Origin of the sequence: Winogradskya humida, assembly GCF_016862215.1 — a bacterium.
Classification (GTDB): Bacteria; Actinomycetota; Actinomycetes; order Mycobacteriales; family Micromonosporaceae; genus Actinoplanes; species Actinoplanes humidus.
On the sequence record NZ_BOMN01000061.1, the window covers coordinates 1 to 25,069 of the forward strand.

At 70.8% G+C, this 25,069-nt stretch carries 22 protein-coding genes; 7 read left to right on the top strand and 15 right to left on the bottom strand.

From position 1 onward, the window contains the following. Positions 1-32 precede the first annotated feature (32 nt). From Ahu01nite_RS24310 to Ahu01nite_RS24335, 6 genes are all read right to left on the bottom strand, one after another. Positions 33-494: an OsmC family protein gene (locus Ahu01nite_RS24310; protein ID WP_203838922.1), complete on the bottom strand. Its 462-nt coding sequence runs from the start codon at positions 492-494 to the stop codon at positions 33-35. 75 nt (positions 495-569) lie between these two features. After that, a complete protein-coding gene (locus Ahu01nite_RS24315) occupies positions 570-1,220 on the bottom strand; it encodes an ABC transporter ATP-binding protein (RefSeq protein ID WP_203838923.1) in 651 nt (216 codons plus the stop codon). After that, on the bottom strand, positions 1,217-4,234 hold the full coding sequence (locus Ahu01nite_RS24320; RefSeq protein WP_203838924.1) for an FtsX-like permease family protein: 3,018 nt from the start codon (positions 4,232-4,234) through the stop codon (positions 1,217-1,219). The genes Ahu01nite_RS24315 and Ahu01nite_RS24320 overlap by 4 nt, the downstream gene beginning before the upstream one ends. Continuing rightward, positions 4,231-7,266: an FtsX-like permease family protein gene (locus Ahu01nite_RS24325; RefSeq protein ID WP_203838925.1), complete on the bottom strand. Its 3,036-nt coding sequence runs from the start codon at positions 7,264-7,266 to the stop codon at positions 4,231-4,233. The genes Ahu01nite_RS24320 and Ahu01nite_RS24325 overlap by 4 nt, the downstream gene beginning before the upstream one ends. A gap of 46 nt (positions 7,267-7,312) precedes the next feature. Next, positions 7,313-8,320 (bottom strand): magnesium transporter CorA family protein, encoded by a 1,008-nt coding sequence (locus Ahu01nite_RS24330; RefSeq protein ID WP_203838926.1) that lies wholly within the window; start codon positions 8,318-8,320, stop codon positions 7,313-7,315. A gap of 32 nt (positions 8,321-8,352) precedes the next feature. Beyond that, positions 8,353-9,150: a polysaccharide lyase family 7 protein gene (locus Ahu01nite_RS24335; RefSeq protein ID WP_203838927.1), complete on the bottom strand. Its 798-nt coding sequence runs from the start codon at positions 9,148-9,150 to the stop codon at positions 8,353-8,355. A 158-nt stretch (positions 9,151-9,308) separates the two neighbouring features. Between Ahu01nite_RS24335 and Ahu01nite_RS24340 the strand changes: the two genes are divergently transcribed. From Ahu01nite_RS24340 to Ahu01nite_RS24350, 3 genes are all read left to right on the top strand, one after another. Then, positions 9,309-10,193 (top strand): dioxygenase family protein, encoded by an 885-nt coding sequence (locus tag Ahu01nite_RS24340; RefSeq protein WP_239159095.1) that lies wholly within the window; start codon positions 9,309-9,311, stop codon positions 10,191-10,193. Between the two features lie 109 nt (positions 10,194-10,302). Further along, entirely contained in the window at positions 10,303-11,538 is a 1,236-nt protein-coding gene (locus tag Ahu01nite_RS24345) for a COG1361 family protein (RefSeq protein WP_203838928.1), read from the top strand. A gap of 148 nt (positions 11,539-11,686) precedes the next feature. Then, positions 11,687-12,031, top strand: coding sequence for an effector-associated constant component EACC1 (locus Ahu01nite_RS24350; protein WP_203838929.1), 345 nt, complete (start codon positions 11,687-11,689; stop codon positions 12,029-12,031). Here Ahu01nite_RS24350 and Ahu01nite_RS24355 read toward each other — a convergent pair. Both Ahu01nite_RS24355 and Ahu01nite_RS24360 read right to left on the bottom strand, forming a co-directional pair. Further along, on the bottom strand, positions 12,028-12,849 hold the full coding sequence (locus Ahu01nite_RS24355) for an SDR family oxidoreductase (RefSeq protein WP_203838930.1): 822 nt from the start codon (positions 12,847-12,849) through the stop codon (positions 12,028-12,030). The two genes, Ahu01nite_RS24350 and Ahu01nite_RS24355, sit on opposite strands and share 4 nt — an antisense overlap. A 76-nt stretch (positions 12,850-12,925) precedes the next feature. After that, entirely contained in the window at positions 12,926-14,416 is a 1,491-nt protein-coding gene (locus Ahu01nite_RS24360) for an amidohydrolase (protein ID WP_203838931.1), read from the bottom strand. 71 nt (positions 14,417-14,487) lie between these two features. Here Ahu01nite_RS24360 and Ahu01nite_RS24365 point away from each other — a divergent pair, with 71 nt between their 5' ends. Genes Ahu01nite_RS24365 through Ahu01nite_RS24375 form a run of 3 tightly spaced genes read left to right on the top strand, consistent with a single transcriptional unit; the run spans position 14,488 to position 16,738 of the window. Beyond that, positions 14,488-15,006 (top strand): SigE family RNA polymerase sigma factor, encoded by a 519-nt coding sequence (locus Ahu01nite_RS24365; RefSeq protein WP_203838932.1) that lies wholly within the window; start codon positions 14,488-14,490, stop codon positions 15,004-15,006. Next, positions 15,003-15,674, top strand: coding sequence for a hypothetical protein (locus tag Ahu01nite_RS24370; protein WP_203838933.1), 672 nt, complete (start codon positions 15,003-15,005; stop codon positions 15,672-15,674). The genes Ahu01nite_RS24365 and Ahu01nite_RS24370 overlap by 4 nt, the downstream gene beginning before the upstream one ends. Continuing rightward, positions 15,671-16,738, top strand: a complete 1,068-nt coding sequence (locus Ahu01nite_RS24375; RefSeq protein ID WP_203838934.1) for an amidoligase family protein — start codon at positions 15,671-15,673, stop codon at positions 16,736-16,738. The genes Ahu01nite_RS24370 and Ahu01nite_RS24375 overlap by 4 nt, the downstream gene beginning before the upstream one ends. Before the next feature lie 944 nt (positions 16,739-17,682). Here the strand turns inward: Ahu01nite_RS24375 and Ahu01nite_RS24380 are convergent. The 6 genes from Ahu01nite_RS24380 to Ahu01nite_RS24405 all read right to left on the bottom strand — a co-directional run bounded on the left by Ahu01nite_RS24380 (position 17,683) and on the right by Ahu01nite_RS24405 (position 22,992). After that, the gene (locus Ahu01nite_RS24380; protein ID WP_203838935.1) at positions 17,683-19,281 is read right to left on the bottom strand and encodes a rhamnogalacturonan lyase B N-terminal domain-containing protein; all 1,599 of its coding nucleotides are present in this window, start codon (positions 19,279-19,281) and stop codon (positions 17,683-17,685) included. Positions 19,282-19,292: 11 nt separating this feature from the next. Then, positions 19,293-20,693, bottom strand: a complete 1,401-nt coding sequence (locus tag Ahu01nite_RS24385) for a pectate lyase (RefSeq protein WP_203838936.1) — start codon at positions 20,691-20,693, stop codon at positions 19,293-19,295. 103 nt (positions 20,694-20,796) lie between these two features. After that, a complete protein-coding gene (locus tag Ahu01nite_RS24390; RefSeq protein WP_203838937.1) occupies positions 20,797-21,399 on the bottom strand; it encodes an RBBP9/YdeN family alpha/beta hydrolase in 603 nt (200 codons plus the stop codon). A gap of 89 nt (positions 21,400-21,488) precedes the next feature. Continuing rightward, on the bottom strand, positions 21,489-21,836 hold the full coding sequence (locus Ahu01nite_RS24395; RefSeq protein ID WP_239159096.1) for a winged helix-turn-helix domain-containing protein: 348 nt from the start codon (positions 21,834-21,836) through the stop codon (positions 21,489-21,491). Then, on the bottom strand, positions 21,833-22,288 hold the full coding sequence (locus Ahu01nite_RS24400; RefSeq protein ID WP_203838938.1) for a hypothetical protein: 456 nt from the start codon (positions 22,286-22,288) through the stop codon (positions 21,833-21,835). The genes Ahu01nite_RS24395 and Ahu01nite_RS24400 overlap by 4 nt, the downstream gene beginning before the upstream one ends. Positions 22,289-22,440: 152 nt before the next feature. Beyond that, the gene (locus Ahu01nite_RS24405; protein ID WP_239159097.1) at positions 22,441-22,992 is read right to left on the bottom strand and encodes a TetR/AcrR family transcriptional regulator; all 552 of its coding nucleotides are present in this window, start codon (positions 22,990-22,992) and stop codon (positions 22,441-22,443) included. Between the two features lie 181 nt (positions 22,993-23,173). Here Ahu01nite_RS24405 and Ahu01nite_RS24410 point away from each other — a divergent pair, with 181 nt between their 5' ends. Continuing rightward, positions 23,174-23,980 carry an alpha/beta fold hydrolase gene (locus Ahu01nite_RS24410; RefSeq protein WP_203838940.1) on the top strand — a complete coding sequence of 269 codons (807 nt, stop codon included), beginning with the start codon at positions 23,174-23,176 and terminating at the stop codon, positions 23,978-23,980. 1 nt (position 23,981) lies between these two features. Here Ahu01nite_RS24410 and Ahu01nite_RS24415 read toward each other — a convergent pair whose 3' ends face one another. Beyond that, the gene (locus Ahu01nite_RS24415; RefSeq protein WP_203838941.1) at positions 23,982-25,010 is read right to left on the bottom strand and encodes a S66 peptidase family protein; all 1,029 of its coding nucleotides are present in this window, start codon (positions 25,008-25,010) and stop codon (positions 23,982-23,984) included. Between the last annotated feature and the right edge of the window lie 59 nt (positions 25,011-25,069).

The following is a 25,069-nucleotide window of genomic DNA, read 5'->3' on the forward strand; positions in this document are numbered from 1 at the left end:
CTGCCCTTCGCTGCGCTGACACGGCGCTCTGGCTACCCTGCGAACACGATCGTTGGAGTGATGGTGATCGTGGAGTTGAGGGAGTTGGCGATGTAGCACTCGTCGTGGCCCTGTTCGACCAGTTCGCGTACCAGACCCTCGTCTGTGCCTTCGGTGACCGTGATGGTCGGGTTGAGGGTGATCTGTTCGATGGAGGCCTTGCGGAGGTCTTCGCTCAGGTAGCCGGTCGCGTCGTCGGTATAGGCGACCACGTCGAGGTGCTTGCGGGCGGCGAGCGACAGGAACGACAGCATCTGGCACGAGCTGGCGGCGAGGACGATGAGCTGTTCCGGGTTGAGCAGCGTGGCGTCGCCCTTGAAGTGCGGGTCGGCGCTGAGCTGCAAAGACGCTTCAGCGGGTGCGGCCGTCGCGCTGTGGTTACGGGAGTAGGCGCGGTAGCCGACCCCGGTTGAGCCTTCCCACTCCAGCCGGGCGTGGTGCGCGAGTCGTTCCATCCCGCAACGATAAGCCCACGTCGGTGCGGCGCCGGCCGAAAGGTCAGCGGGCCGGAACCAGACGCCGGCCGGCGGTTAGCGGACCAGGACCGCGACGCCGTCGGCGAGGTGGAGTTCGTGGTCGCAGGCGGCTGCGGCTTCCGGGTCGTGGGTGGCGAAGACGACGGCGGCGCCCCGGTCGGCCTCCGCGCGGAGGAGGTCGATCACCCGTTGGCGGTTTGCGGCGTCCAGCTCGCTGGTCACCTCGTCGGCCAGCAGGACGTCGCCACGCAGCGCGAGGCCGCGGGCGATCGCCGTACGTTGCTGCTGGCCGCCGGAGAGCTCTTCGATGAGCTGGCCCGCCTGCCCGGAGAGGCCGAGTTTCTCCAATGACGTCGACGTGCCGCGGCGGGCCTCGGCCGGGGTGCCGCCGGTCGCGATCATGGCCACCGCGATGTTCTCCTCGGCGGTGAGGATCGCGGCGAGCCCGTTGTCCTGCGGGATCAGGACGACGCCGAGCTTCACGCCCTGGTCGCGGTCCAGCAGCGGGTCCCCGTCGACGAGCACCCGGCCGGCCGCCGGGGGCAGCAGGCCGGCCATGGCCGAGAGCAGGGTGGTCTTGCCGGCGCCCGAGGTGCCGGTGACCGCGAGCAGCTCGCCGGGGCGGGCGGTGACCGTGACCCCGGTCAGCACCGGAACCCCGTCGCCGTAGGCCAGGTCGGCGCCCTCTACCGTCAACGTCCTCACAGGACACTCCTTCGCAGATTCCGGCTCGTCAGGGTCGCCACCCCGCCGAGCACGACCAGGATCGCGAGCGCGACCAGGGCGATCACCCACGCGCGCGGCCAGATCGGCAGCGGCAGCGGGGGCGGCTCCAGCCCGGCGAGGGGCAGGGCCCAGCCGGTCAGTCCATAGCCTGCCAGCCCGGTCCCGGTCCCGGCGATAACCGCGATCAAAACCATCATGGGGTACGCCCAGAGCGTCGCCCGTCCCGCCGACCTGCGATCGAGCCCCTGGGTACGCAGCGCCGAGAGATCCTCCACGCGGCGCGCCCGGTCGACGACGGCGGCGAGCACCAGTGCGCCGGCACCGAGCACGATCGCGAGGCAGCCGGCGAGAACGTAGAACCACAGGGCCAGCGCCGGCCCCTGGTTGTCGAGCTGGTCGCGGGCCACCGTCGCGCGGATGTCGCCGGTGATCACGAGCCCCTGCGCGGCGAGGCGGTCGAGCACGTCGGCGGGAGCCGTGGCGGAGAGCCACACCTCGGCGTCGGTCGCCATGCCGGACTGGGTGGCGGCGCGGTCGGCGTACTCGAGGTCGACGAGGGTGGCGCGCTGGCCGAGCCGGGGCACCGCCGGGATCTCCGCGACCCGGTCCACCGCCAGGGTGCGCCCGTCGAGGCCGGTGATGACGTCGGCGGGGCGGCCGGAGGAGACGATGGGCATCGGGTCGGGGGCGTCCACCGGCTGGATCCAGGCTCCGCTCGTGCCCATGCCGCTCGGGGCGTCGATGTCCACACCCAGGGCGCCGTCGTCCGCGGTGAGCTTGCCGTAGTTGGACATACGCCACTGCGCGGGATCGCCGAGGCGTTCCGCGCTGACCGCCGGGACGACCGGGTTGATGCTGCCCAGGGACGTGATCCGCAGGTGGGCGGCGACGCCGGACGTGGCGTCGGTGGAGTTGACCTGCACACCGTCGACGCGGCAACCCTGAGCGCAGGCGGCGACGCGCTGGGCGTACTCGTTGGAGCCGTTGCCCAGCTGGGTGAGCGAGATCCGGGCGGACCCGCGGCCGGTGATCGAGCTGACCGCGAGGGTGAGGTTCAGCGGGATCGTGGCGCGGGCGCCGCTGATCTCGAACGAGATGTTGACGTCCTGACCCCTGATGATCACGGCTTCGGGTGCCTTCGGGTGCAGCAGCGCGCCCACGTCGGCGGCGGACGGCCCGCTGCCTGGCCAGTTCGCGACCGCTCCCAGCCGGGGTGCGTCGACGGCCAGGCCGGCCGGTTCGCCGGGGGCGTTGCCGGGCGTACGCGCGACCGCCATGGCGAACATGCCGTGGGGGTCGACGGTGCGCACCGCGGTCATCAGCTGCGACGGCGTCACCGGCTGGACCGAGACCGCGCGGGCGGCACCGGTGCCGAGCTCCGCGGCCACTTCCCGGTCGCGGGTGCCCGAGTCGACCGCGCAGAACGCGAAGACCGTCACCGCGACTGCCGCGATGAGCAGCGAGAACAGCCCCGTGGCCCCGGGGCGCCGGGCGAGCTGCAGACCGGCCAGCGCCACGCCGACGCGGCCGTTGCGCAGCGCCCGGGAGGCGATCCGCGCGACGAGCGGCAGCAGCGCACGGGCCACCACCAGCGCGACGGCGAAGATGATGAGTGCGGGCGCGAACAGCCCCGCCCCGGTCGGATCGCCGCCGGAGACCGCGAGCTGGACGCCGGTGACGACGGCCAGCAGGATCGCGGCGGCCTCGAGCACCGGTGGGCGCCGGCCCGTGCCGGGCACCCGGCGCAGCAGCGCGGCGACCTGCGCGAAGAGCTGACGCCGCTGGGCGAGCAGCGCGGCGAGGACGGCCGCGACGGCGGCGAGCGGCGCGTAGATCAGGGAGGCGAACCCCGCCGCGGCGCCGACACCGGGGAACAGCGTGGCGGCCATGAGGTTCACGAGGAGTTGCCCGGCCACGCAGCCGAGCACCGAACCGGCCACGATGGCGATCAGGTTCTCGCCGGTGGTCAGCCACCAGCGCTCGTACCAGCGGACGCCGCGCAGGGCGACCACGGCGAGTTCGGGGCGGCGGCCCTCGGCGCCGTACCCGGCGGCCAGGAAGATGACGAAGCAGGAGAGCACGATCAGCGGGACCGCGATGACCGGGACGATCTGGCGGGCGGCGGCCCGGCCGGAGTCGATGCGGTCGAGCAGGTCCGGCAGGCCGGTGCGCACCTCGACCGTGGTGTTCAGCTTGCCGGTCAGGTCGGTCAGGTCGCCGAGGGCCGCGCGCAGCCCGTCCAGCTTGTCCACGTCGAGGGCGCCCGGTCCGGCGGTGCTGTCGACCGACTTCACCGTCGCCCCGTGGTCCATCGTGTTCAGCGTGGCGAAACCGACGAACAGCGGCTCACCGGGCCGGTCCCCGGTGTCGGCGGAGAAGTAGCCGTGCGCTCCCCAGTAGGCCGCGTCCGGATCCGGCACGGTGTAGGTGCCGGCCACCGTGATCCGCTTCTCGGCGCCGTCGGCCACGAAGATGGGGGTACGCGGGTCCGTGCTGAAATGCGCGTACGCCAGCGTGATCGTGTCACCCGGCGCGAGCTCCAGCCGTTTCGCGGTCTGCTCGCCGAGCACCGCGTCGCCCTCGCCGACCAGGCACCGGCCGCTCACCAGGGTCAGGTGCGCGCAGACGTCCTGCCGGAAAACGAACCGCGTGCGGTTGGCCGGGTCCGGTTCGATCCCGACGGCCGGGTATTCCGACGCGTACACGCCGGTGAACCCGGGCAGCGAGGCCAGCACCGGGCCGAGCGTGGTGAAGCCGAGCCCGTTGCCCTCGGCGGCCTGCGGGTCGTTGCGGTCGTCCTCGGACTTGCTGAGGGCGAGCCCGCGCTCGACCGGGGTGGCGGTGGCGACCTGCCCGGCGGCAACCGCGCGATCGGCGGCCCGCAGGTAGGCCGGGGCGGCGACCGACGCCGCGACGGCCAGCAGCGACAGCAGCGCGAGGGCGACCGCCTGCCCGCGGCGGATCCAGAGCATCGCGAGAACCAGGGTGGTCATCGGTCGGCTCCCCGCTCACGCAGGGCGCGCCGGCCTCGGTTGCCCTGGCGCCGGCCCTGTTCACGCAGGCCGCGGGCGAGGGGGAGCAGCGCGAGCCGGCCGGTGACGCCGAGCACGACGAGGGTCGCCAGGCCGGTCAGGGTCAGGGCGGCGGCGCCCAGCGGTGATGGTGGCGGCACGATGTCCCAGCTGTCGGTGAACACGAACCCGGTGGACCCGGCGATCCGGCCGGCTGTCGCGGCGGCGAGCACTCCGGCCAGCACGCCGGCGACCACGAGCACCGTTCCGGCCGCGTAGCCGATGCTCACGGCAGCGCGTACGGTCAGGCCCTGAACTCGCAACGCACGCAGCTGTTCCAAATGGGATCTGCGGTCGGCGGCGGTCGCGACAGCGACGGCCGCGGCAGCGAGCAGGACCCCGATCACGGCCGCGAAGAGCGCGAACGCCGCGGCCCGCGCGGAACCCTGCTCGTCGAGCCGGTCGGCACGCGCGGAAACCGAGTCGTCGCCCACGATCGTCAGCCCGGCCTTTCTCAGCGCGGGCAGCAGCGACTCGGGCGCGTCCTGCGCGAGCCACACCTGCATGGCGCCGCCCTGATCAGCGTCGGCGGCCACCCGCCGGGCCGCGTCGATGTCCATCAGTACGCCCGACCGCCCGACCCCGGGCAGCGCCGGAGCCGTCCCCACGACCCGGGCGGTCACCGCGGAGACGCCGACCGAATACAGCAGCGCGTCGCTGAACTGCCAGTCGGTCGGCGGTGTCCCGGCCAGCAGCACGGGCAACGGCAGCGTCGAGTCGGCGGCGTAGACCCGGGTGCCGACGTTCGCCGCGCCGCTCAGGTTGGGGTTCATCGCCAGGGTCAGGGCACCGGGTCGCGCGGTGATCTCCATGGCCGCCCCGACGAGATCCGCCCGCCACCGGGAGATGTCGCCGAGCGTCGTCTCGTCCAGCACTGTCCGCTCGGGGTTGCGCTGGCTGAGGCCGGTGACGGTCACCTTGGCGCCGGTGGGCATGCCCTGCGCGGCGGACAGCTCCCAGAGGACCAGCCGGCACCCGGGCGCGGTGGTGCAGCCACCGCCGAGACGCGCGCTGACCGTGTGGGTGCCCTTGGTCAGCGGGCCGAAGACGGCGCTCGCGATCAGGCCGGTGGCCTCGTTCTGCACGACGGCCGAGACCGTGACCGGTGCCGGGCCGTCGCTGCGGACCCGCAGGTCGAGCCGGTCGCCGGTGATCGGCACCGGTTCGCGCTCCGGGGTGGCCCGCGCCAGCGTGGCGGGATCGCCGTATTCGGGGCGCCAGTTCGCGACGGCGGCGAGGCGGGAGCTGTCGACCGCCAGCACCGGCGGAACCTTGCCCAGGTCGGCGACGACGGCCATGGCGTTGTGCCCGTCCGGGTCGGCGGTGCGGACGGCGTGCTCCAGAGTGGTCCGGTTGGGTGCCTCGACGGTCAGCACCCGCGCGGCGCCCAGCTCCACCTCGGCGCGCTCGGTGCGGGCGGTCTGCCCCGCCCACCAGATGCCGGCGGTGGTGGCGAGGATGGCAACGGCGACGGTGACCAGCGTGAAGACCCGGTCGGTGCCGGGCTGCCGGGACACCCGCGCGGCGGTCAGACCCAGCCGCAGCCGCCCGGTACGCAGCGCCGCGGCCCCGGTCCGGTCGGCGATCCGGCCGAGCAGGCGCGCCAGGAGCAGGGCCAGCGCCAGCGCCACGAGAGCCGGCGCGACCAGGGCGAGCCCGCGATCCGCGGCGCCCGCGTGGGCCTGGTAGACGGCGGCGACCGCGACGCCGACCAGCACCAGGTCGAGCAGGTCGGCACGCCATCCGCGGTGGGCCGGTTGCACCCGGCGCAGCAGCGTCGCGACCGGCAGCCGCAGCACGGCGAACTCCACGGCGATGAGCACCAGCAGCCCGCCGAGGAGCACTACCAGCGCCGCCGCCGCGCAGAGCAGCAGTGCCGTGTTCCGGTCGGAGGCCTCCTTGACCGGGCCGGCCAGTCCCCACGCCGCGAGCAGGCCCAGCGGGGAGCCGAGCAGCACCCCCGCGGCCACCGGGACGAGATGCTGGCCGAACGCGAGGCCGAACATGCCCCGGCGGGTGCTGCCCCGCAGCTTCAGCAGGGCGGCGTCGCCCCGCCGCTCCCGGCCGGTGTAGCGCCCGGCGAGTCCGATGGCGAACCAGCTCAGCACCAGCACCTGACCGAGCGCCACCAGCACGCCGTCGCGGACCAGGTCGCGGTCGCGCGCGATGGTCGTCAGCAGCGGCCCGGTCGGGATCACGAGGCGCAGGTCGGCGTCGTCGAACGCCTGCCCGGCCCGGTTCAGCGCGCCGATCAGGTCGTAACCGCCGTCGCCGCGGATCAGCGCCGCGGGCAGGCCGACGTCGTACGTGAGCGTGGGGTCCATCAGGATCGGATCGCTGAACGTGTCCAGCGGGGTGAACGCCGGCGGCAGGCCGTCGTCGGCGCGGTAGAGCTTGTTGCTCCAGTACTCCCCGGCCGGATCGGTGGTGCTGTAACGGCCGACGACGCGCATCTCGATCGGATCGGAGATCTCCGTGGCGCCGATCTTCAGGGTGCTCCCGACGTCCAGGCCGAGCCGCTGGGCCGAATCCAGGCTGATCGCCACGTCCCCGGCGCGCGCAGGGCACTCGCCGACCAGCTGGACGTGGTCGCAGAACCCGTCGCGGTAGGCCAGCGCCATCGAGACGCGGGAAGCACCGGCGAACGCCGTCCGGGACAGCGTCATGCCGAGCACGGGCTGCAGGTCGGGCAGGGGCAGCAGGCGCCGGACGGAGCTCGCGAACGCGTCGAGGCCCTGGCGCGGGTCCTCCGCCACCTTCGACGACTGGCGTACGGAGATCACGTGCTCCCCCGCCGGGGCGTTGGCCACATCGGAGGCGGCGGCGCGGCTCGCGGCGGCTACGGCGTACCACGGCCCGGCGACCGCGACGGCGGCCGCAAGGGCGGTGAGGATGAGCACGGTCAACGCCTGCGCGGCCCGTGCGCGGACCGCACCGAGCACCAAACCGATCATGTCGCTCCCCCGCCCGGCCGAAGATCCCCGGGCAGGGTACGCGAGATCACAACCAGCCGCGCCGTTTCAGATAGAGATAGAGCGAACCGCCGGACACCGCGATCAGAAACACGCTGGCCACGAAGCCGGAAACCTTCTCGTAACCCCAGAACGGCACGTTCTGGCCGAACCACCCGGTGAGCGCCGTCGGCACGGCGATGATCGCGGCCCACGCGGCGAGCTTGCGGGTGATGTCGTTCAGGGCGTTGCTCTGCTCGTTGAGGTCGGCGTCGAGCAGCCCGATGATCCGGTCCCGGGACGCGTCGAGGGTCTCGGTCGCGCGCCGGGCGTGGTCGTCCACGTCGCGGTAGTAGGGCTTCAACCGGTCGTCGACGAGCCCGACCTCGAGCCGCAGCACGTCCTCGATCAGCGCGGGCATCGGTGCGACCGGGCGGCGCAGGTGGGCGAGGGCCTTGCGGAGGCCGAAGCCGTACATCCGGACCGGGCGCGGGGCGCCGCCGACCTCCAGGATCGCGTCCTCGGTCTTGTCCATCGCCTCGTCCAGCGCGCGGGCCGCGGCGAACTGCCCGTCGACCACCACGTCGAGCAGGCCGTAGACGAGGAACGCGACGCCGCTGTTCTTCGCCAGCTCGGGGTCGGCGTCCCAGCGCTTCAGCACGCCGGTGATGTCGACGTCGGATTTGCGTACGGTGATCAGCGCCCGATCGGTGATGAACGAGCTGATCTCCCACTTGTCCATCGTCGGGACGGGGCCGTCGGTGGTGACCTGGACGGCGTACACGTTCATGAAGAGGTGGTTGCTGTACCTGTCGAGCTTGGGCCGCTGATGGTCGTGCACGGCGTCCTCGACGGCGAGCGGGTGCAGGGCGAAGGCCGGGGCGATCGCCTGCAGGTCGGCCTCGTCGGGGTCGAGCAGGTCCATCCAGAGCACCGCGTCGGGGTGCTCGTCGAGCCTCTTCGCCGCCTCGACGGCACCGAAGCCCTCGGCCACGACACGGCCGCCCTCGTACAGCCGCGTCGTGACCGGGCACTTCGGCAATGCTGGTTCTGTCACAGGTGGGAGCCTATGCGGGCCCCCACCCGCGATCAGCTGTGGGAGACGGTCAGGGTGTAGAACTTGACCTTCGCACCGTTGGAGGTGCTCTCCGACGAGCTCTGGTTGTACGAGCCTGCCTTGAAGTACTGCTTGTACGGGTTGAACGACGACGGGATCGTGTACGTCGTCTTCGACCCGTTGACCGTCAGGTTGATCTTGTTGCCGGTCACGTTGATGACGTAGTTCCACCGGGTGCCGAGCGGGACGTTGCCGACGAGGTGCAGCGTCTGGCCGCCGTCGGGCGAGTTCTCCGTACCGATGTAGATGTCGCCGTTGGGCCGGTAGTAGAGCTCCAGCAGCGGCTTGGTCGACGAGCCGCCGGAGCCCAGGTGCACCTGGCCGACGGCGACGTTCTTGGTCACCGACACGATCCGTAGGTTCGCGGTGAGCGTGTGGTTGCCGGACAGCGGCCAGTCCGCGGCGCTGCCGTTGGAGTTCATCTCCCGCAGCTCGGAGCGCGCGTAGTTGGAGTTGGGCGTGGTGACGCCCTTCTCCGGCGCCCAGAACGTCATCGAGCCGTCGTTCTTGTCGGTCCAGAAGTACGCCGGGTTGCTGTACCCGCTCGCGCCCTTGAGCTGCGCCGGCGCGATCGTGGTGGGGGAACCGGGCGAGCCGATCGGCAGCTGCAGCGACCAGACCGAGAGGTTGAAGTTGCCGCCGGGCGCGACGGCGGGGTCGAGCGCCGCCGCGGCGGTCGTGGCCGCTCCGGCGTTCGTGATGCCGAGGACACCGAGGGTGCCTACTACGGCGGTGGAGGTGGCGATGGCGAGGAGTCGTCGTCGATTCATGCCGGGCCTTCCGTGGCTCTGGGGATGCGCCGCTCCGGGCCGGCGGTGGGGGTCCGTCCCGAATTGGCAAGGCAGCTAACAATTAACTCGTCTTACTTAAAGCTGTCAACTGTCGGCTATCGTGGTCACTTCAAGCTTCAAGTGTCAGGAGCCCGGTGATGAGTTCGCCCTTCGGATTGAACGTGCCCGCGGGGGCGTACGACGCCTTCCTGCCCGGCGCCCTGGAACGGGCCCGCACCCAGCGCGCCTGGACACCCGCCGACGGCCCGATGCCGGCGATGTACCTCAGCCACGGCGCCCCGCCGCTCTTCGACGACGGCCCCTGGCTCGCTCAGCTCCTCGACTGGGCGCAGTCACTGCCCAAGCCCAAGAGCATCCTGATCGTCTCGGCCCACTGGGAAACCGCGCCGCTGATGCTGTCGGCCACCGCCGCGAGGACCCCGCTGGTGTACGACTTCGGCGGCTTCGACCGCCGCTACTACGAGATGCGGTACGAGACCCCCGACGCGAGCGCCCTCGCCCGCCGGGTAGCAGCGGTCATGCCGGACTCCGAACCGGTCTACCAGCACCCGCGCCGCGGCCTCGACCACGGCGCCTGGGTCCCGTTGATGGCTATGTACCCGCTCGGCGACGTCCCCGTCCTGCAGATGAGCATGCCCACCCACGACCCGGCCCGGCTGATGGAGATCGGTTCCCGGCTGCGGTCGCTGCGCGCGGAGGGCGTACTGGTCATCGGCTCCGGCTTCATGGTCCACGGCCTGCCGTTCCTCACCCGCGCCATGGTCCAGCACGGCGAGATCCCCGCCTGGTCCGCGGACTTCGACGCCTGGGCCGCCGACGCCCTCGGCCGCGGCGACATCGACGAACTCGCCGCCTACCAGGACCGGGCCCCGGGCATGCCCTACGCCCACCCCACCCCGGACCACTACACGCCGCTCTTCGTCACGCTCGGCGCCTCGGCCGATCCCACGAGCCCGGTGAAGACGGCGATCGAGGGCTACATGCTCGGCTTCTCCAAGCGCTCGTTCCAGACAATCGGCTGATTGCGGTTCGGCCTCGAAAACCGGCCGGCGCCGGTCGCGGGGCATTGAACGTTGTGCGCGGTCCTTACGCTTTCAGACAGTAGTTCGGACTGTCCCGGAAGGATCCGCCATGCGCCGGTTCATGCTTGCCGCATCGGCCGCCGCCATCGCCGTTGCCGGTCTGGCCGCGCCGGCTCTTGGTCCGGCGGCGCCGGCCCGCGCCGCGGATCCCGTTCTGCTCGCGGGGAAGTCGTGGACGGTCGAGGCCACCCCGGGCAGCGGGTTCACCGCCGAGGTGACGGTGCGCAACAACGGCACGGAGGTTGTGCACGGCGTCGCGCTCTCGCTGTACACCGATCATCCGATCGAGCCGGCCACCTCAGCGGAGAACTGCCGCTATCACGCCGGCGAGCTGGGCACGGCGGTCGTGGGGGCCTGCCTGTTCGTGCAGGACCTGCTGCCCGGCGAGAGCTACCAGGCGAGCATTCCTTACATGCTGCGCGCCGACACCTATGCGCCGTCGCGTTACGTCGGCCAGTTCTCGTGGTCGCCCCTGGACGGCTTCGACGCCGACGAGCACGGCACGCCCGGCACCGGCGCCCCGCTCACCCTCGACGCGTTGCCCTCGGGTGACTTCGCCACGAGCGCTTTCAGCGACTTCGATGTTGCCGTCGCCGGCAAGCAGGGCGCCGACATCACCGCGATCGGCACCCGGGTCTCCGGCGCGGCCGGCACGACCGTGGACGCGACGGTGAGCCTGCGCAACAACGGCCCGGCGGTCCTCGGCGGCTCCCGCGGCGGCAATTCCGCGAGCGTCGCCGTCATCACCGTTCCCGCCGGGGCCGCCGTCGTGACGGTCCCGGACGACTGCGGCAAGGACGACGGCACCTATCTCTGTGACACCGGCACCCTGCTCGCCGTGGGCCAGACCGTGAGCTGGACGTTCGGCCTGCGCATCGCCAGGTTCACGCCGGATGCGACCGGCTCCGTCGAGGCCAACCCGGCGTGCTCGTGCCAGCGTTTCGCCGCCGACCTCGACAGGTCGAACGACAAAGCCTCGATCGTGCTCAACCCGGGCGCCGCTCCGAGCCCCAGCCCGAGCCCCAGCCCGAGCCCCAGCCCTAGCCCGAGCCCCAGCGAGACCCCCAGCCCGACGCCGCCGACCACGTCTCCTACCCCGGTCGCCACCGAAACCACCTCGACTCCCGCCGTGGTAGTCGCCGGAGACCCGGGTGGCACGGGCGGAGGCCTTCCCCTCACCGGGCCGGTGGCAGCACTGATCGGTGGCGGCGGCACCCTGCTCGTAGTGGTCGGCATCTTCGCCTTCATGGTGGCCCGCCGCCGCCGGACAACCTTCCAGGCCTGACCCGCCGCCGGACAACCTTCCAGGTCTGACCCCGGTCCGCCGGCGACCCCGCCGGCTGACCCCTATGGGGTGATACCTCGGTCAGGAAGCCGACTGTGGGCGGCATTCCCCCGCCTGGGCTCGTGTACCCAGGCGAGGGAGGCCATCCATGACTATGACTTTGCAGATCACGGTCGAGGGCGACGACGGCGACGAACGCGGGACCCCGTCGCTGCACCGCTGGTACCAGGACGACCCCACCGTCGTCGCCATCGCCGCCACCACTCTGATCCAGGACGCCCGCGGCCCGGCCGGCGTCGACATCATCGAAGCCACCGTCACCGACGCGATCGGGGCGGGCACCCTGCTCATCTCGTTCCTGCAGTGGCGCGCCGCCCGCCGCAGCCGCATCCGCACCATGGCCAAACTCCGCCACGGCACCCGCGTCTACCTGGTCCGCGACGACTCCCCCGAGTCAGTCGGCGAAATCGTCCGCGACCTCAGTGAACACTAACCCTGGGCTTCGATCGAGACGGGCTCCCATTCGCGCCACTCGGCGAGGCGGGATTCGTAGTCGGCCGTGGCGATGCCCAGGGGGCCGTTGCCGAAGAAGACCCGCAGCGGCGGGTGCTCGGCGTCGACGATCTTCAGAATCGCCGCACGGGTGGCTTCCGGGTCACCCGGGGCGGCGACCCGCTTGGCGCGGCTCTCGGCGGCGAGCTCCCGGGTCTTCTCGTACGCCGGGAGCTTCGTCGCGTGCTGCGCCGACGAGCCACCCCAGTCGGTGCTGTACCCACCGGGCTCGACCAGGGTGACCTTGATGTCGAAGAGCCCGACCTCCGCGGCGAGCGCCTGGCTGAAGCCTTCGAGCGCCCACTTGGAGGAGTTGTAGATGCCGATGTTCGCGAAGGCGGAGATGCCGCCGATCGAGGACACCTGGATGATGTTGCCGCCGCCCCCGTCACGCAGGAACGGCAGCGCCGCCTGGGTGACCCAGAGCGCGCCGAAGACGTTCGTCTCGAACTGGGCGCGGGCCTCGGCCTCGCTGATCTCCTCGATCATGCCGAACTGCCCGTAGCCCGCGTTGTTGACGATCACGTCGAGCGTCCCGAAGTGCTCGTGCGCCCGCGCGACCGCGGCGTAGACGGCGTCCCGGTCGGTGACGTCGAGCGCGATCGGGAGAATCTTGTCGCCGTACGTGGCGGCGAGGTCGGCGAGCGAGGCGGTGTCGCGGGCGGTCGCGGCGACGCGGTCGCCCCGGTCGAGCGCGGCGATGGCCCACTCGCGGCCGAAGCCGCGCGAGGTGCCGGTGATGAACCAGGTCCTGGCCATCTGCACGTCCTTTCTCGTGAAGTCTCACTTCCTTCATATCCCGCCGGGGACGCCGTCATGCCCCGAAGGCGCAGTGTCAGAGATCTCGCCAGGTCCATCGGCCGCCGAGCAGCGTCCCGGCCACCGGCATCTCCCGGAGCCGCTCCGGGCCCGCTGCCAGCGGATCTTCGTCGAGGATGACCAGGTCCGCGGTCTCTCCCTCTTTGATGTCGGTACGCCCCCGAGCGCTGGCCGCCATGGCGACGCCGACGGGCAGGCACTGCTCCGGGTGCCAAGCCTCGCGCCCGCCGCGGCTGCGTGAGGTCGCCGCGGCGATGGCCAGCCACGGGTCCAGCGGGGCCACCGGGGCGTCCGAGCCGAGCCGCAGCGTCGCACCGGCGGCGTGCAGCGAGCCGTACGCGAACGCCCGCCCGGTCCGCCCCGCCCACAGCGAATCGGCGACGTCCCGGTCGTCCATCGCGTGTTCGGGTTGCACGCTCGCGACCAGCCCGAGCCGGGCGAACCGGACGAAGTCGTGCTCCCCGACGAGTTGCGCGTGCTCGATCACGCCGGGCAGGCCGAGGCGCTCGAACACGTCGATGACCTCGCTGTTCGCCCGGTCTCCGATGGCGTGTACGGCCGCCGCGATGCCGTAGCGCGCCGCCGTGCGCAGCAGGTCCGCCAGCTTCTCCGGGGCGACGGTGGCGACGCCGCACGCGTGCGGGGACAGCGGATCCGCGCCGGGGTACGCCTCCCAGCACAACGCCGTACGCGTGTTCAGCGACCCGTCCACGATCACCTTCAACCGCCCCATCGTCACCAGGCCGCTCTCACCGCTCTCACTGTGCTCGCCGTCGAGCGGAACACCCGTGCGCAGCCCGGCGGCGACAGCGGCGTCGAGCCGTCCGGGCCAGACAGACGCCTCGACGCGGAGACTCGTGACGCCGGCCGCGACCCGGGCGGGCCACTCGGCGGCGTTGTCCGCGTTCTCGAAGTCCACGATCCCGACGACGCCGCGCCGGGCTGCTGCGGATGCGGCTTCGGCGTACGCGTCGAATCCGGGTCTGGTCTCGTCGAAGTCGTGCAGTGCGGCGATCCACGGCCCTTCCCGCAGCACCCCGGACTCGTCGAGCCGCAGGCCGATGCGGGCGGCGGCACCGGAGCTGAGCCATCCGCAGTGCAGGTCACCGCTCACCAGCACGACCGGGGTGTCCCCCGCGACCTCGTCGAGTTCCCGCAGCGTGGGCAAGTCGGGCCAGAGCGCGTCGCGGAATCCGTACCCGGTCAGCGCGGTCCCGGCGGGCGGCGGCGACTCCCGCAGCGTCGCCGCGACCAGCGCGAGCACGTCCGCGGCGCTGCCGGTCCCGGAGAGGTCGAGCCGGCTACGTTGCGTGACCCATTGGGTGAAATGGACGTGTTCATCCCACAGCCCGGGGCCGACAAACCGCCCGTCGAGGTCGACGGTCTCCGCGTCGCCGGGCTCGAGGGCGCCCTTGAGTGCGATGCGTACGATCCGGCCGCCGGTCAGGTACACGTCGTAGCGACGGTCGTCGCCGTAGAAGCGCGCGTCGCGCAGCAGTGTGCTCACCGCCTTACCTTCCCTCAAAAAAACTTGGAGAACCGTTGCACAACGCGCGAACGAAGCCCGTCATAGAGGGTGTGACCTTCGAGCAATTCGCGACGGCCCGGCTGCCGGCCCTGCTCAGGTACGCGGTTGTCCTCACGGGCGACCGCGAACTGGCCCAGGACGTCGTCCAGGAGGTGCTGGCCCGTGCCCACGTCAAGTGGCGCCGGATCAGCGATGCGGACTCACCCGAGGCGTACGTCCGCCGGATGGTGCTCAACGAGTATCTGTCCTGGCGGCGTAGCTGGGCGGCCCGCAACGTGCACGCGGTTGGTGAACGCCTGGCGGACCTGGACGATCTGCGCGGCGGGGTGCACGACCACGCCGACTCCGTCGTCGAGGCCGACGCCCTCTGGAACAAGCTGGCCACGCTCGGGCGAAAGCAGCGAGCGGTCCTCGTGCTGCGTTACTACGAGCAGCTGGAGGACGAGCAGATCGCTGATCTGCTCGGCTGCTCGCAGGCAACGGTTCGCAGCCATGCCTCACGGGCGCTCAAAACCCTCCGGCTCTCGTCGGAGCATCAGACCAGGAAATTTGCCGAGGAGAAGTCGTGAACGACCACGGAGACCAGCTTCGCGCGGCCTTTCAGACCCGCGAGAACGAGACGCCCGACCCCGCCGCCGTTTTCCAGCGCGTCACGGAGCTGTCCCGCACCTACAAGCGCCGCCGCCGCGGCCTGCAGGTCACCGGTGGGGCGGTGCTCGGTGCCGGCCTGATCGCCGGCGCCTTCCAGCTCCCGGGGATCATCCCCGCGAGCCACAACAGCAACTCCAGCATGGTCGCCCCGGCCGGCCCCGGCCTGTCCCCGGCGCCGTCGTTCTCGCCGACCCCGTCCGCGTCGCCCACCCCGGAGGAATCCCCGGCGTCGTCCGCCGAGGACAAGGCCCGCGACGCGTTCTTCGAGGCCGGCTACGGCTACGACGAGGCGGTCACGCTGGCCAAGCACTGGAAGATCAGCACCGAGGACATCGGCGAGGCCAAGGTCAAGGCAGGCGAGCTGATCCTGGCCCACAAGAAGCTCCCGGCCGGCGTCAAGCCCGACCCCGCGGTCGCCGAGTCGATGAAGAACGAGAAGTACGCCGAGGCGTTCTTCAACGCCGGCTACGACTTCGGCGACGCCGCTAAACTGGCCGACACATGGAACCTCAAGGACAGCTACGACGCCAAGGTCATGGGCGGCAAGAAGATTCTCGCCGGCGAACCGATGCCCTTCCAGCCGTGATCCCACCGCTGCACCGGCGCATCGGGTTCGAGATCGAGCTGATGGCCCCTCCGGGCGTCAGCCGCCGGACCCTCGCCACGGACCTGGCCGCCCGTCACGGCGGCCAGGCCCGGCCGGTGTGGCATCACGACAGCGAGCTGTCGATGGTCCCGGGCCTGGTCCGGTTCCTGCACGTGACCCCGGCCTTCGAGGTGACCCGCGCCGACGGTTCCCTGCTCTGCACGCTGGTCGACGACATCACCCTGGTCAACGGTCTCGACCAGCAGGCGCCCGCCAAGGACGGCTGGTTCCGCATCCTCGGCGACGAGGCCCGCCTGATCCGGCTGGTCGCCGCGCACAGCGACCCCGGCGGCACCATCGACACCGCGCTGGACAACGCCGCGAAGATCTGGAACCGCGACGTCGACCTCGTCGACGGCGTCTACCGCCTCGACGACGAGGCCGGCGCGAGCATCGCCATGGCGGCGCCCCTGACCGGCGAGCGCGAACGCCCCTGCGAGATCATCACCCCGCCGCTGGCCGCCGATCACGCCGTCACGCTGGAGCACCTGCTGGGCCCGGCCCGCGAGCTCGGCTTCACGATCCCCCAGGAAGCCGCGGTGCACATGCACCTCGACGGCGCCCCGTTCCACAACCCGGCCACGCTGGCCAATGTCATCCGGCTCTTCGCCTTCTACCGCGAGCCGCTGCGCACCGCACTGCAGACCAACACCAACTCCCGGCGCCTCGCCCCACTGCCATCCACCCTGGTCAGAGCGGTCTCTTTCGGTACGCCATCCTGGAAGGACCTCAGGTACGCCGCCACCGACGGCGAGCTGACCAAATTCTTCGACGTCAACATGGTCCAGCTCTTCCGCGAAAACCCGATCCGCGACACCCTCGAGATCCGCATCCTCCCGGGCGCCCTCCACACCGAGGACATCGTCAACCGCGCCGCCCTGGTCGAACTCCTCCTGGACCGCTGCGAAGACCCGGAGCCGATCCCCGAGGCCCCCACCGATCCTGCCGAAGCCCTCGAAGCCCTCCTCGAACTGGCAGCCGAAGCCCTCGCCAACCGGCCCTAGCGTCCTGGCCGAGGTCGGCCGGGCCGAGCCGGGCCGAGCCGCCGCGGGGCCGAGCCGCCGCGGGGCTAAATGTTGCGCTGCACAGCGGGATGCGACAACTTTATGCGGCGTTGTTCGTCAAGTATGGGCAATCGCGTCTGACAGCAGAACATGTGTTTCGTGGCCAGACGTGATTGGGCCGCGCTTGACGCCTGTCGCCGCAGAAGGTTGCGGCGGTGAAGGTTTCGACGCAACTTCGTGTCGTGACTGGATCGTGCCGCCTTACCACCGACTGCAAACGGAACAAAAGCTCAGGACACCAGGGTCTGTTCGTCGTTGAGGTCGGCGCGAGGCGCAATCCGGGCCCACCGACGACGGACCAGACCCTAACCGCGACCGACTGAGCTCCGCTCCCGTAGTGACGGAGCGGGACGGCCGGCTTTCGCGCGACGCCGCGCCCGCGCCCGCGCCCCGATCCAGCCCCACAGTCTGAGCAGGCGGCATACGAGGCTCCACGCCACACGCGCCCAGCCGGCCCAGGTCGGACGCCACGGCGCGGCACCGCCCCGAGCTGTCCAGGTCGGACCTCGCCGCGCGGGATGATCCTGAGGAACCAGTGCCGCCGGGGACGGCCGGTAGGCCTCGGCACGGCCCTGTCGACGCAGTTCGGCCCGGACCCGCGAACCGGGCAATCCCGGGGGCAGGAACCCACCCTCGTTGCCAGGCGATCTCACCGGGATCAGCTCCTTGCGCACCAGCGAAGAACAGAGGAAAGACGGCGGAGGCCGACCGGTCTGGCGGAACCGGCCGGCTCGGTCCCGGCCGCATGGGGTACGGCCGGGACAGGTACTGATCACGCCGGTAGAGGCCGACGCCCCTTACCCCGGGTCGAAAGCCTGTGCGTAATTAGGTTGTGCGCAATTTAGTTGTGCACAACTAAATTGCGCACAACCTAATCCGGGCTCTCACGCCGGGTCGAGGGACAGGGCGTCGAAGACGAAGTTCGGGCTGAGGAAGCTCTCGCCGCTGCTGCCGCTCAGGACCGAGATCGACATCGTGTTGCTGCCGGTCTTCAGGGCGCTCGCCGGGATGGTGAACGTGTAGGTCGCGTTCACGCCGCGCCAGGTTCCTCGGGTGACGCCCCGGGAGTTGAGGTTGACCGGGGCCGGGGAGGCCGAGGACGGCGAGGTGAAGCTGCCGATCGAGACCGCGGGACGGCCGCCGGCGAAACCTCCGGTGGTGGCGATGCGCAGGCGTACGCCCGAGGACGGCACCGAGGCCAGGCTGAATTTCAGGGCCAGCGGGGAGTTCACCGACTTGAACTCCGCCATCGGCCAGGTCGACGCGGAGGCCACGTCGACGGTGCCCGGCGTCCAGGAGGACATCCGTACGTCCGACGGGTGCATGGTCTCGATCTTGTCGGCGTTGCGGAAACCTGACGGCGTACCGTCGAATGCTCCGACCTGGAACAGCGTGCCCGCCGCCGGCAGGTCGCCGGAGAGCGCGAGTGTCGCCGTTCCCCCGGCCGTCACCGTCACCGGCTTGGTGGCGCCGACCGCGAGTTCGCCCGCGTAGAGCGTGGCCGTGTAGGTGCCGGGCCGGACGTGACCGATCACGAAGGCGCCGCTCTTGACCGTGCCCCAGTATTGGCCGTTGGTGCCCGCGAGGGCGACCGTGCCGTCGAGGGTGCCGCGCCAGGACCCGGTTGCCGTGCCGCTGACGTTGCCGCGCTGGGCATTGGAGAGCAGACCCGGGATGTACGCCGACAGGAAGTCGAGGCTGTGCAGCTCCGGCTTGGCGCCGTCGGTGAGGGCCATCGCGTACGGTCCGTGCAGGCCGAGGCGCAGGGCCTCGGGCTGCTGGTGGCCGCTGAACATGTAGTGCGTGATGTTCACGGCCGTGCCGGTGTCGTTGACCTCGATGTCGCGGAAGAACGGCCCGCCCGAGCTCATCTCGTGCGTGCCGCCGATGATGAACACGCCGTGCCCGTTGCCGCTCGCGCCGAACGGCTGCTGCACGATGGTCCGCTGCGAGCTGTAGAACTTCGACGCGGTCTGGCCGTTGTCGAACGAGAAGACGTCCTCGCCCTCGACCTTCGCCGTCGTGCCCGCGGTCCGCGCCGCGGCCGGCGACGAGGTGAGCAGCGACGGCTTGAGGCGCGTGATGAAGCGGGCCTCGCCGGGGTTGAGCGCCTTGGCGATGTTGGTCGCCATGTAGACCGTGTTGTCGCTCTTGCGGGCGAAGTAGTACTGGGTCACGCCGTTGCTGGTGTTCGCGACGGTCACCAGGATCGCGCCGTTGCTGAACGTCTTGCTCGAGACGGAGGCCGACGAGAAGCCCGACTCGAACTGACCGGCGGCCTGTCCGGAGGCCGCCAGCTCGACGCCGTTGTGCTTGAGCGACGTCATGTTGCCGTTGGTGGCGTTGACGATGAAGCTCATCCCGGAACCGCTGTCGAAGCTGACGTTCTCGGCGGCCGAGGCGAATTCCTGCCGGCCGATGAGACCGGCACCGGCGACGACGGCCACCGCGGTGAGGGCTACGACCAGTGTTTTTCTGGACATCGTTTCCCTCCCTACTTCAGGGTGATGTTGGTGGCGGTACAGGTCGCGTTCGGCTTGGTGTCGACCTCGGTCGGCTCGCCGCTGGTCACACCCTTGAAGCTCGCGCAGATGATGGTCTTGCTGGAGCTGCCGATCACGGTGACGTTGTCGATCGCGGCGGTGTCGCCCAGGTTCGGGTTGATGCCGACCAGGACCTTCAGCGGGGCGGTGACCGTCACGTTGGAGACCTTGACCTTGCGGGCGAACTGCTTCGAGCAGTTACCGCAGGAGCGGTAGAGCTTGCCGATGTCCGAGGCCTGGAAGTTCTGGATGATCATCGTGCCGGGACCGTTGTGCTGGAACACCTTGTCCGCGGCCTTCATCGCGCCGCCGCCGGTGATCGTCATGGTCTGGCTCGCCGAGGTGCCCTTGAACGTCGCGGCGTCCTCGCCCACGTCCTGCCACCACACGTTCTTCAGGGTGCAGGTGCCGAGGCAGTGCACGCCGTCCGCGGCGGGGGTGCCGATGATGACGTTCGACAGGGTCGCGCCGTCGGCGAGGTCGAAGAGCGCGTCCTGGCCCTCCTCCTGGCCGCTGCCGCCGAGGTCACCGGCGCCGATGAAGCGGGTGTTGGCGCCGTCGAACGTACCGGTGACCTTCTTCGTGGCGCTGAGCGTCTCGGTCTTGGTCGGTGTCGGCCAGCTCGTGGCAACAGGAGTCGCGGTGGCGGTCGCAGTCTTGGGGGGGGAAGCAGTGGGGGAAGCGGTGGCGGTGGCGGTGGCGGTCGCGGTCGCGGTGGGCGTCGAGGTGGCGAGGGCGGTGACCGCTACGTCGTCGAAGGCGGCCGACGCACCGGTGGTGACCAGGCCGACGCGACCCTTGGTGAGCTTCGCGCTGACATCGCCGACGAGGACGCTGTCGACGTACCCGCGGACCTTGGCGCCCGTCACGTCGAGACGCAGGGTGTGCCATCCGGTGGCGGCGGCCGGCAGCGCCAGCGTGCTGAGCACGGTGACCGCATCGGTGCCCTTGACCTCTTCGAGGCGGGCGGCGCCGGGGGCGAGCACGAGCCTCTCGAACTGGCTCGACCCGTTGACCCGCGCCGCGATACCCACGGAGCCGGTGCCGGTCAGCGACGACGCCTTGACCTTGGCCGTCAGCGTGTAGTCGGTCCATTCCTTGTCACCGGCGAACTGACGGGCGAGCGCGCTGCCGGCGTCCGCCTGGCGCAGCACCTTGCTGCCGTCGGTCGCCACGGACCAGGTGCCACCGGACTTGGTCCAGTTGCTGAGGCTGCCGCTCTCGAAGTTGTCGCTGAACGACGTGCTGTCGGCGAACGCGTTGGCGGTGAGACCACCGGCCGCGACGACGGCAACGGCGAAGCCGCCGATCAGGGCAGCGCGCCGCCGGCGTCCAGGCTTTGCGTTTGTCATCCGTCTGCTCTCCAAAGGATCATCGTGGGACGTGATCCTGGTGCTCCGGCGGACGCGAAAGGTTGCCCGGCACACCAGCAAAAATCGCTGTGTGCCGGGACGACTACTTCTTGTTCGTGACCAGGCGTACGCCCGGGTTGTCGCACCATTCGACCATCGACGGCCAGCGCCCGTACCCCGCGGCAAGGTCCAGGTGCCCGCCGCCGGGGATGTGATCGGTGGAGAACACCCCCGGGTAGACCACGTCGGCCGAGGGCCGGCAGACCGGATCGTCGGTGGTGCAGACCAGCCGGGGCTGCGCCACCGAGGTCGCGGTGACATCGTGGTGCGCACCCGGCGGCGGAACGAACTCGGCGAAGATCGGTTCACCGGCCAGGTACTCGGGGCTCGGCGGCGCGACGAACAGCAGCCGCGCGACCGGGAGGTGCACGCTGCCCCGGCGACTGAGGTGCAGCCAGGCCGCGCAGGACAGGCTGTGCGCGATGACGACGAGCTCGGAGCCCGCCGCACCGGCCAGCTCGTTCTCGATCGCGGTCAGCCAGTCCTTCAACACCGGCGCGTCCGACTCCGGCAACTGCGGGTATCGAACGGGGTGACCGCGACGGGTCAGCTCCTGGGCGAGCAGATACTGCCAGTGCTTGATCGGCCGCTGGTTCTGCCCGCCGTGCAAGATCAGGAACTCGGTTCTCTTCGCATCAGCGCTCACCGCGGTATCAACCGCATAACCGCGACCCGGTTACTGCCCGCGCGACCCGAGAGAGTTATCAACCTTGTCCGATACCTGCCACATGCACCTCAGAGCAGCTTCGCGATCTCCTGAAGCTTCGCGATGTGGGCGCTCAACGCGGAGCGCCCCGCCGCCGACAGGTTGAGCCACGTCCGGGGCCGCTTTCCGACATAGCCCTTACGCACCTCGACATAACCGGCGTCGCTGAGCCCGGAGATCCGCTTCGAGAGCGCCGAGTCGGAGAGCTCGACCGCATCACGCACGAATCCGAACTCGGCCCATGTCGCCCCGGCCAGCACCGACACGATCCCGAGCCGGACGGGATCGGCGAACAACGGATCAAGCCGCGCCCCGGTCCCGGCCGCCGGCTGCAGGCCGGGATCCGTGGGCGCCACTGCGGGCGGGTCGTCGGTCACAGCCGGGCGGTCCGGTCGAGCACGTGCCCCTGCCACCAGGGACCGGCGATCGCCAGCACCAGCCCGCCGGCGATGCCGAACCAGGCGGCCAGATGCGGCACCCCGACGTGCATCAGCACAACCTGCAGGGCCACCAGCACGATCACGCCGACCACCACAGCGATGATCCGCACGCGCCGGCTGAGCACCGGGCGCGGGCTCACCTGCCGCCCGAGCAGCGCGGATCCCCACCGGGAGCTCCAGAGAACGGCCGCGAGGACCAGGACCCAGGTCACCGTGCTGCCCCAACTCCGGCCGAAGGCAGGGACAAAGCCCAGCAGCGCACCGTACGCGGCCAGAAACGCTCCCCCGCCGATCCACCACCACCGGGACGTGACCGCCGCAGCCGCGGACCGGCGCTGACGGTTCTCGATCTCGTTCAGGGTGCGGCGGGCCTCTTCGGGTGTCGCCATGGTTCTCCAACTCCCGGTGCGTCAGGAAAGTACTTTCGCACTTGGAAAGTATCAGTTCACTTTCCATAACGGCAAGTACTTTCCTTGGACGCGACGCGGACTGGTCGCCCAACCCGGCGGAGCGGATCGATTGCCGAAATCGCGGAGAACCGTCAGCGGCGCGCGTACTCGACGACAGCCATGCAGCCCCGGTAGAGCGAGCCCGCCACCAGCGCCGGGTCCCCCAGATAGCCGGCAACCATCGCACCGTCGCGGACCATCACCATCCCCTCCGCCACCGAGCCGCTGTCCGGCAGGCCGAGCGGAGCCAGCATCTCCTCGAAGGTCTTCCTGTACCAGGCGCGGTGTGCGGCGACGACCTTGCGCACGGGATGCTCGGGGTCGGCGAACTCCGCGGCGGCGTTGATGAACGGGCAGCCGCGGAAGCCGGGGCTGCAACTGGCGGCGCCGATCCCCTCGGAAAGCACCTTCAGTGCCTTGTCGAGGTCGCCGCCACCCAGAGCCAAGGCCTGCAGCACGCCCTCGCGCTCCTGCTCGGCCCGCCGCTCGAGGTAGGCCACGATCAGGTCGTCCTTACTGCGGAAGTGCCGATAGAAGGTCACCTTCGTGGTGCCGACCTGCTCGATGACCTTGTCGGCGCTCACCGCCCGCAGCCCCTGCGCATAGAACAGCTCGGCAGCCGCCTCCAGGAGGCGTTCACGCATCGGCACCTTCACCCTCCCCACGATACGGACGTCACACCCCCTTGCTTTTCCCCAACCGGCAAGGCAGTCTCCTCAACGCAGGTAGAGTTACTAGTTAGTCTACCTAAGAAGGTTGTGCACAATTAAATTGTGCACAACCTAAACCGGTCGATGAGCAGTCAGACCCACGAAGGGAACCACCATGGCCATCTCCCTGACCCGCCGCACCGCGATCGCCGGCGCCGCAGTAGCCGCCCTCGCCACCACAGCTGTAACCGTGGCAATGCCCGCCGAAGCAGGCAGTCACCACGCCCCGAAGCCGACGATCGTGCTGGTCCATGGCGCGTTCGCCGACTCGTCAAGCTGGAACGGCGTGATCGAACGGCTCCGCAGGGACGGCTATCCGGTGCGCGCCGTCGCCAATCCGCTGCGAGGCGTGGCCAACGACGCGACCTACGTGAAGAACACCCTCGCCACGATCAGCGGGCCGGTGGTGCTGGTCGGGCACTCGTACGGCGGCGCGGTCATCACGAACGCGGCGGCCGGTGAGCCTGACGTGAAGTCGCTGGTCTACATCGCGGCGTTCGCGCCGGCAACGGGGGAAAGCCTGGCCGGACTGGGTGAGCGGCCGGTTGACCACCCGATCGACCCGCTGCCGCTGCTCACCGTCCCGACCCCGGAGACCCAGGGGGCTGATCTGTACGTCGACCCGGCGCAGTTCCGGGCCGCGTTCGCCGCTGACGTCGACAGGAACGAGGCGGCCGACATGGCCGTCGCGCAGCGTCCGATCGCCGCCGCGGCGTTCGGCGAGCCCAGTGCCGCGGAGGCGTGGAAGAGCATCCCGTCCTGGACCCTGATCACCAAGCAGGACAAGGCGATCAACCCCGAGCTGCAGCGTTTCATGGCCACCCGCGCCAAGGCTCACACGACCGAGGTCAACGCCTCGCACGCGGTGATGGTCAGCCACCCCGACGCCGTGACCAGGGTTATCGAGCAGGCTGCCAGGTAGGTCAGCGCACGCCGGCCTGGACCGTGAGGGTCGCTGCCGCGACGTCGATCGTCGCGGTGGTGCCCAGCGGCACGGTGAGCTGGCCGTTGCCGTGACCGATCCGGAGACCACCGAGCACGGGTACGCCGAGAGCGCCCACCCGGTCGAGCACGGCCTGCGCCGCCGTCCATTGGCCGGCGGTGACGGGTGCGTTGGTGAACTGGCCGATGGCGATGCCGGCGATGTGCCGGAGTGCGCCGGCGCGCAGCAGGTGGGTCAGCATGCGGTCGTAGCTGTACGGCGATTCGTCGGTGTCCTCGAACAGCAGGATCGCGCCGCGCAGGTCGGGCAGGTCGGGGGTGCCGATGCTGGTCTGCAGCATGGTCAGGTTGCCACCGAGCAGGGTGCCGGTCGCCGTGCCCGCGACCGTCACCAGGGAGCTTGGCTCGGCCGGGTCGGGGGTCAGGACGATCGGGTCGGTGGTCATGATCGCGGAGCGCAGGGACTCGATCTCGACCGGGCCGGTACGGGAGTCGGTCCAGTTGATCATCGGGCCGTAAAAGCTGACCTGGTGAGCGGCCTGCCAGAGGCGTCCACTCAGGACGGTGAGGTCGCTGAAGCCGACGAAGACGCGCGGGTTGCGGCGCACGGCGCGCAGGTCGAAGCCGTCGATGATGCGCTGCGTGCCGTAACCGCCGCGGGCCGCGAAGACACCCTTGATGCCCGGGTCGGTGAACGCGGCGTTGAGGTCGGCGAGCCGGGCCTCGTCGGTGCCGGCCAGGTAGCCGTACTTGTCGTAGAGGTGGGCGCCGGTTTCGACGACGAGCCCGAAGCTCTGCAGGATCTGGATGCCGCGGGCGAGCCGGGTGTCGGGAATGCCGGCGGTCGCGACGACGCGAACCCGGTCTCCCGCGACCAGCCGCGGAGCCTTCACGCCGGCGCGGGAAAGGCCGGGTTGGGGCGGTGCCGCCTGGGCGGAACTCCCGGCCGCCAGGATCGATCCGGATCCGAGCGCTGCGGCGCCGAGGAGCGAGCGGCGGGAGATCGTCATAGAGGCAGATTTCCGGTACGCGGCCCGTCCGTCAAGTGCAGCGACCAAAGTCGACGGTG

Excerpts from the sequence above, each read along its gene's own strand:
- Ahu01nite_RS24350 (WP_203838929.1), top strand. The coding sequence starts at position 11,687 with ATGACTATGACTTTGCAGATCACGGTCGAGGGCGACGACGGCGACGAA.
- Ahu01nite_RS24345 (WP_203838928.1), top strand. The coding sequence starts at position 10,303 with ATGCGCCGGTTCATGCTTGCCGCATCGGCCGCCGCCATCGCCGTTGCC.
- Ahu01nite_RS24325 (WP_203838925.1), bottom strand. The coding sequence starts at position 7,266 with ATGATCGGTTTGGTGCTCGGTGCGGTCCGCGCACGGGCCGCGCAGGCG.
- Ahu01nite_RS24415 (WP_203838941.1), bottom strand. The coding sequence starts at position 25,010 with ATGACGATCTCCCGCCGCTCGCTCCTCGGCGCCGCAGCGCTCGGATCC.
- Ahu01nite_RS24340 (WP_239159095.1), top strand. The coding sequence starts at position 9,309 with ATGAGTTCGCCCTTCGGATTGAACGTGCCCGCGGGGGCGTACGACGCC.
- Ahu01nite_RS24385 (WP_203838936.1), bottom strand. The coding sequence starts at position 20,693 with ATGACAAACGCAAAGCCTGGACGCCGGCGGCGCGCTGCCCTGATCGGC.
- Ahu01nite_RS24410 (WP_203838940.1), top strand. The coding sequence starts at position 23,174 with ATGGCCATCTCCCTGACCCGCCGCACCGCGATCGCCGGCGCCGCAGTA.
- Ahu01nite_RS24380 (WP_203838935.1), bottom strand. The coding sequence starts at position 19,281 with ATGTCCAGAAAAACACTGGTCGTAGCCCTCACCGCGGTGGCCGTCGTC.
- Ahu01nite_RS24320 (WP_203838924.1), bottom strand. The coding sequence starts at position 4,234 with ATGACCACCCTGGTTCTCGCGATGCTCTGGATCCGCCGCGGGCAGGCG.
- Ahu01nite_RS24335 (WP_203838927.1), bottom strand. The coding sequence starts at position 9,150 with ATGAATCGACGACGACTCCTCGCCATCGCCACCTCCACCGCCGTAGTA.
- Ahu01nite_RS24400 (WP_203838938.1), bottom strand. The coding sequence starts at position 22,288 with ATGGCGACACCCGAAGAGGCCCGCCGCACCCTGAACGAGATCGAGAAC.
- Ahu01nite_RS24355 (WP_203838930.1), bottom strand. The coding sequence starts at position 12,849 with ATGGCCAGGACCTGGTTCATCACCGGCACCTCGCGCGGCTTCGGCCGC.
- Ahu01nite_RS24405 (WP_239159097.1), bottom strand. The coding sequence starts at position 22,992 with ATGCGTGAACGCCTCCTGGAGGCGGCTGCCGAGCTGTTCTATGCGCAG.
- Ahu01nite_RS24310 (WP_203838922.1), bottom strand. The coding sequence starts at position 494 with ATGGAACGACTCGCGCACCACGCCCGGCTGGAGTGGGAAGGCTCAACC.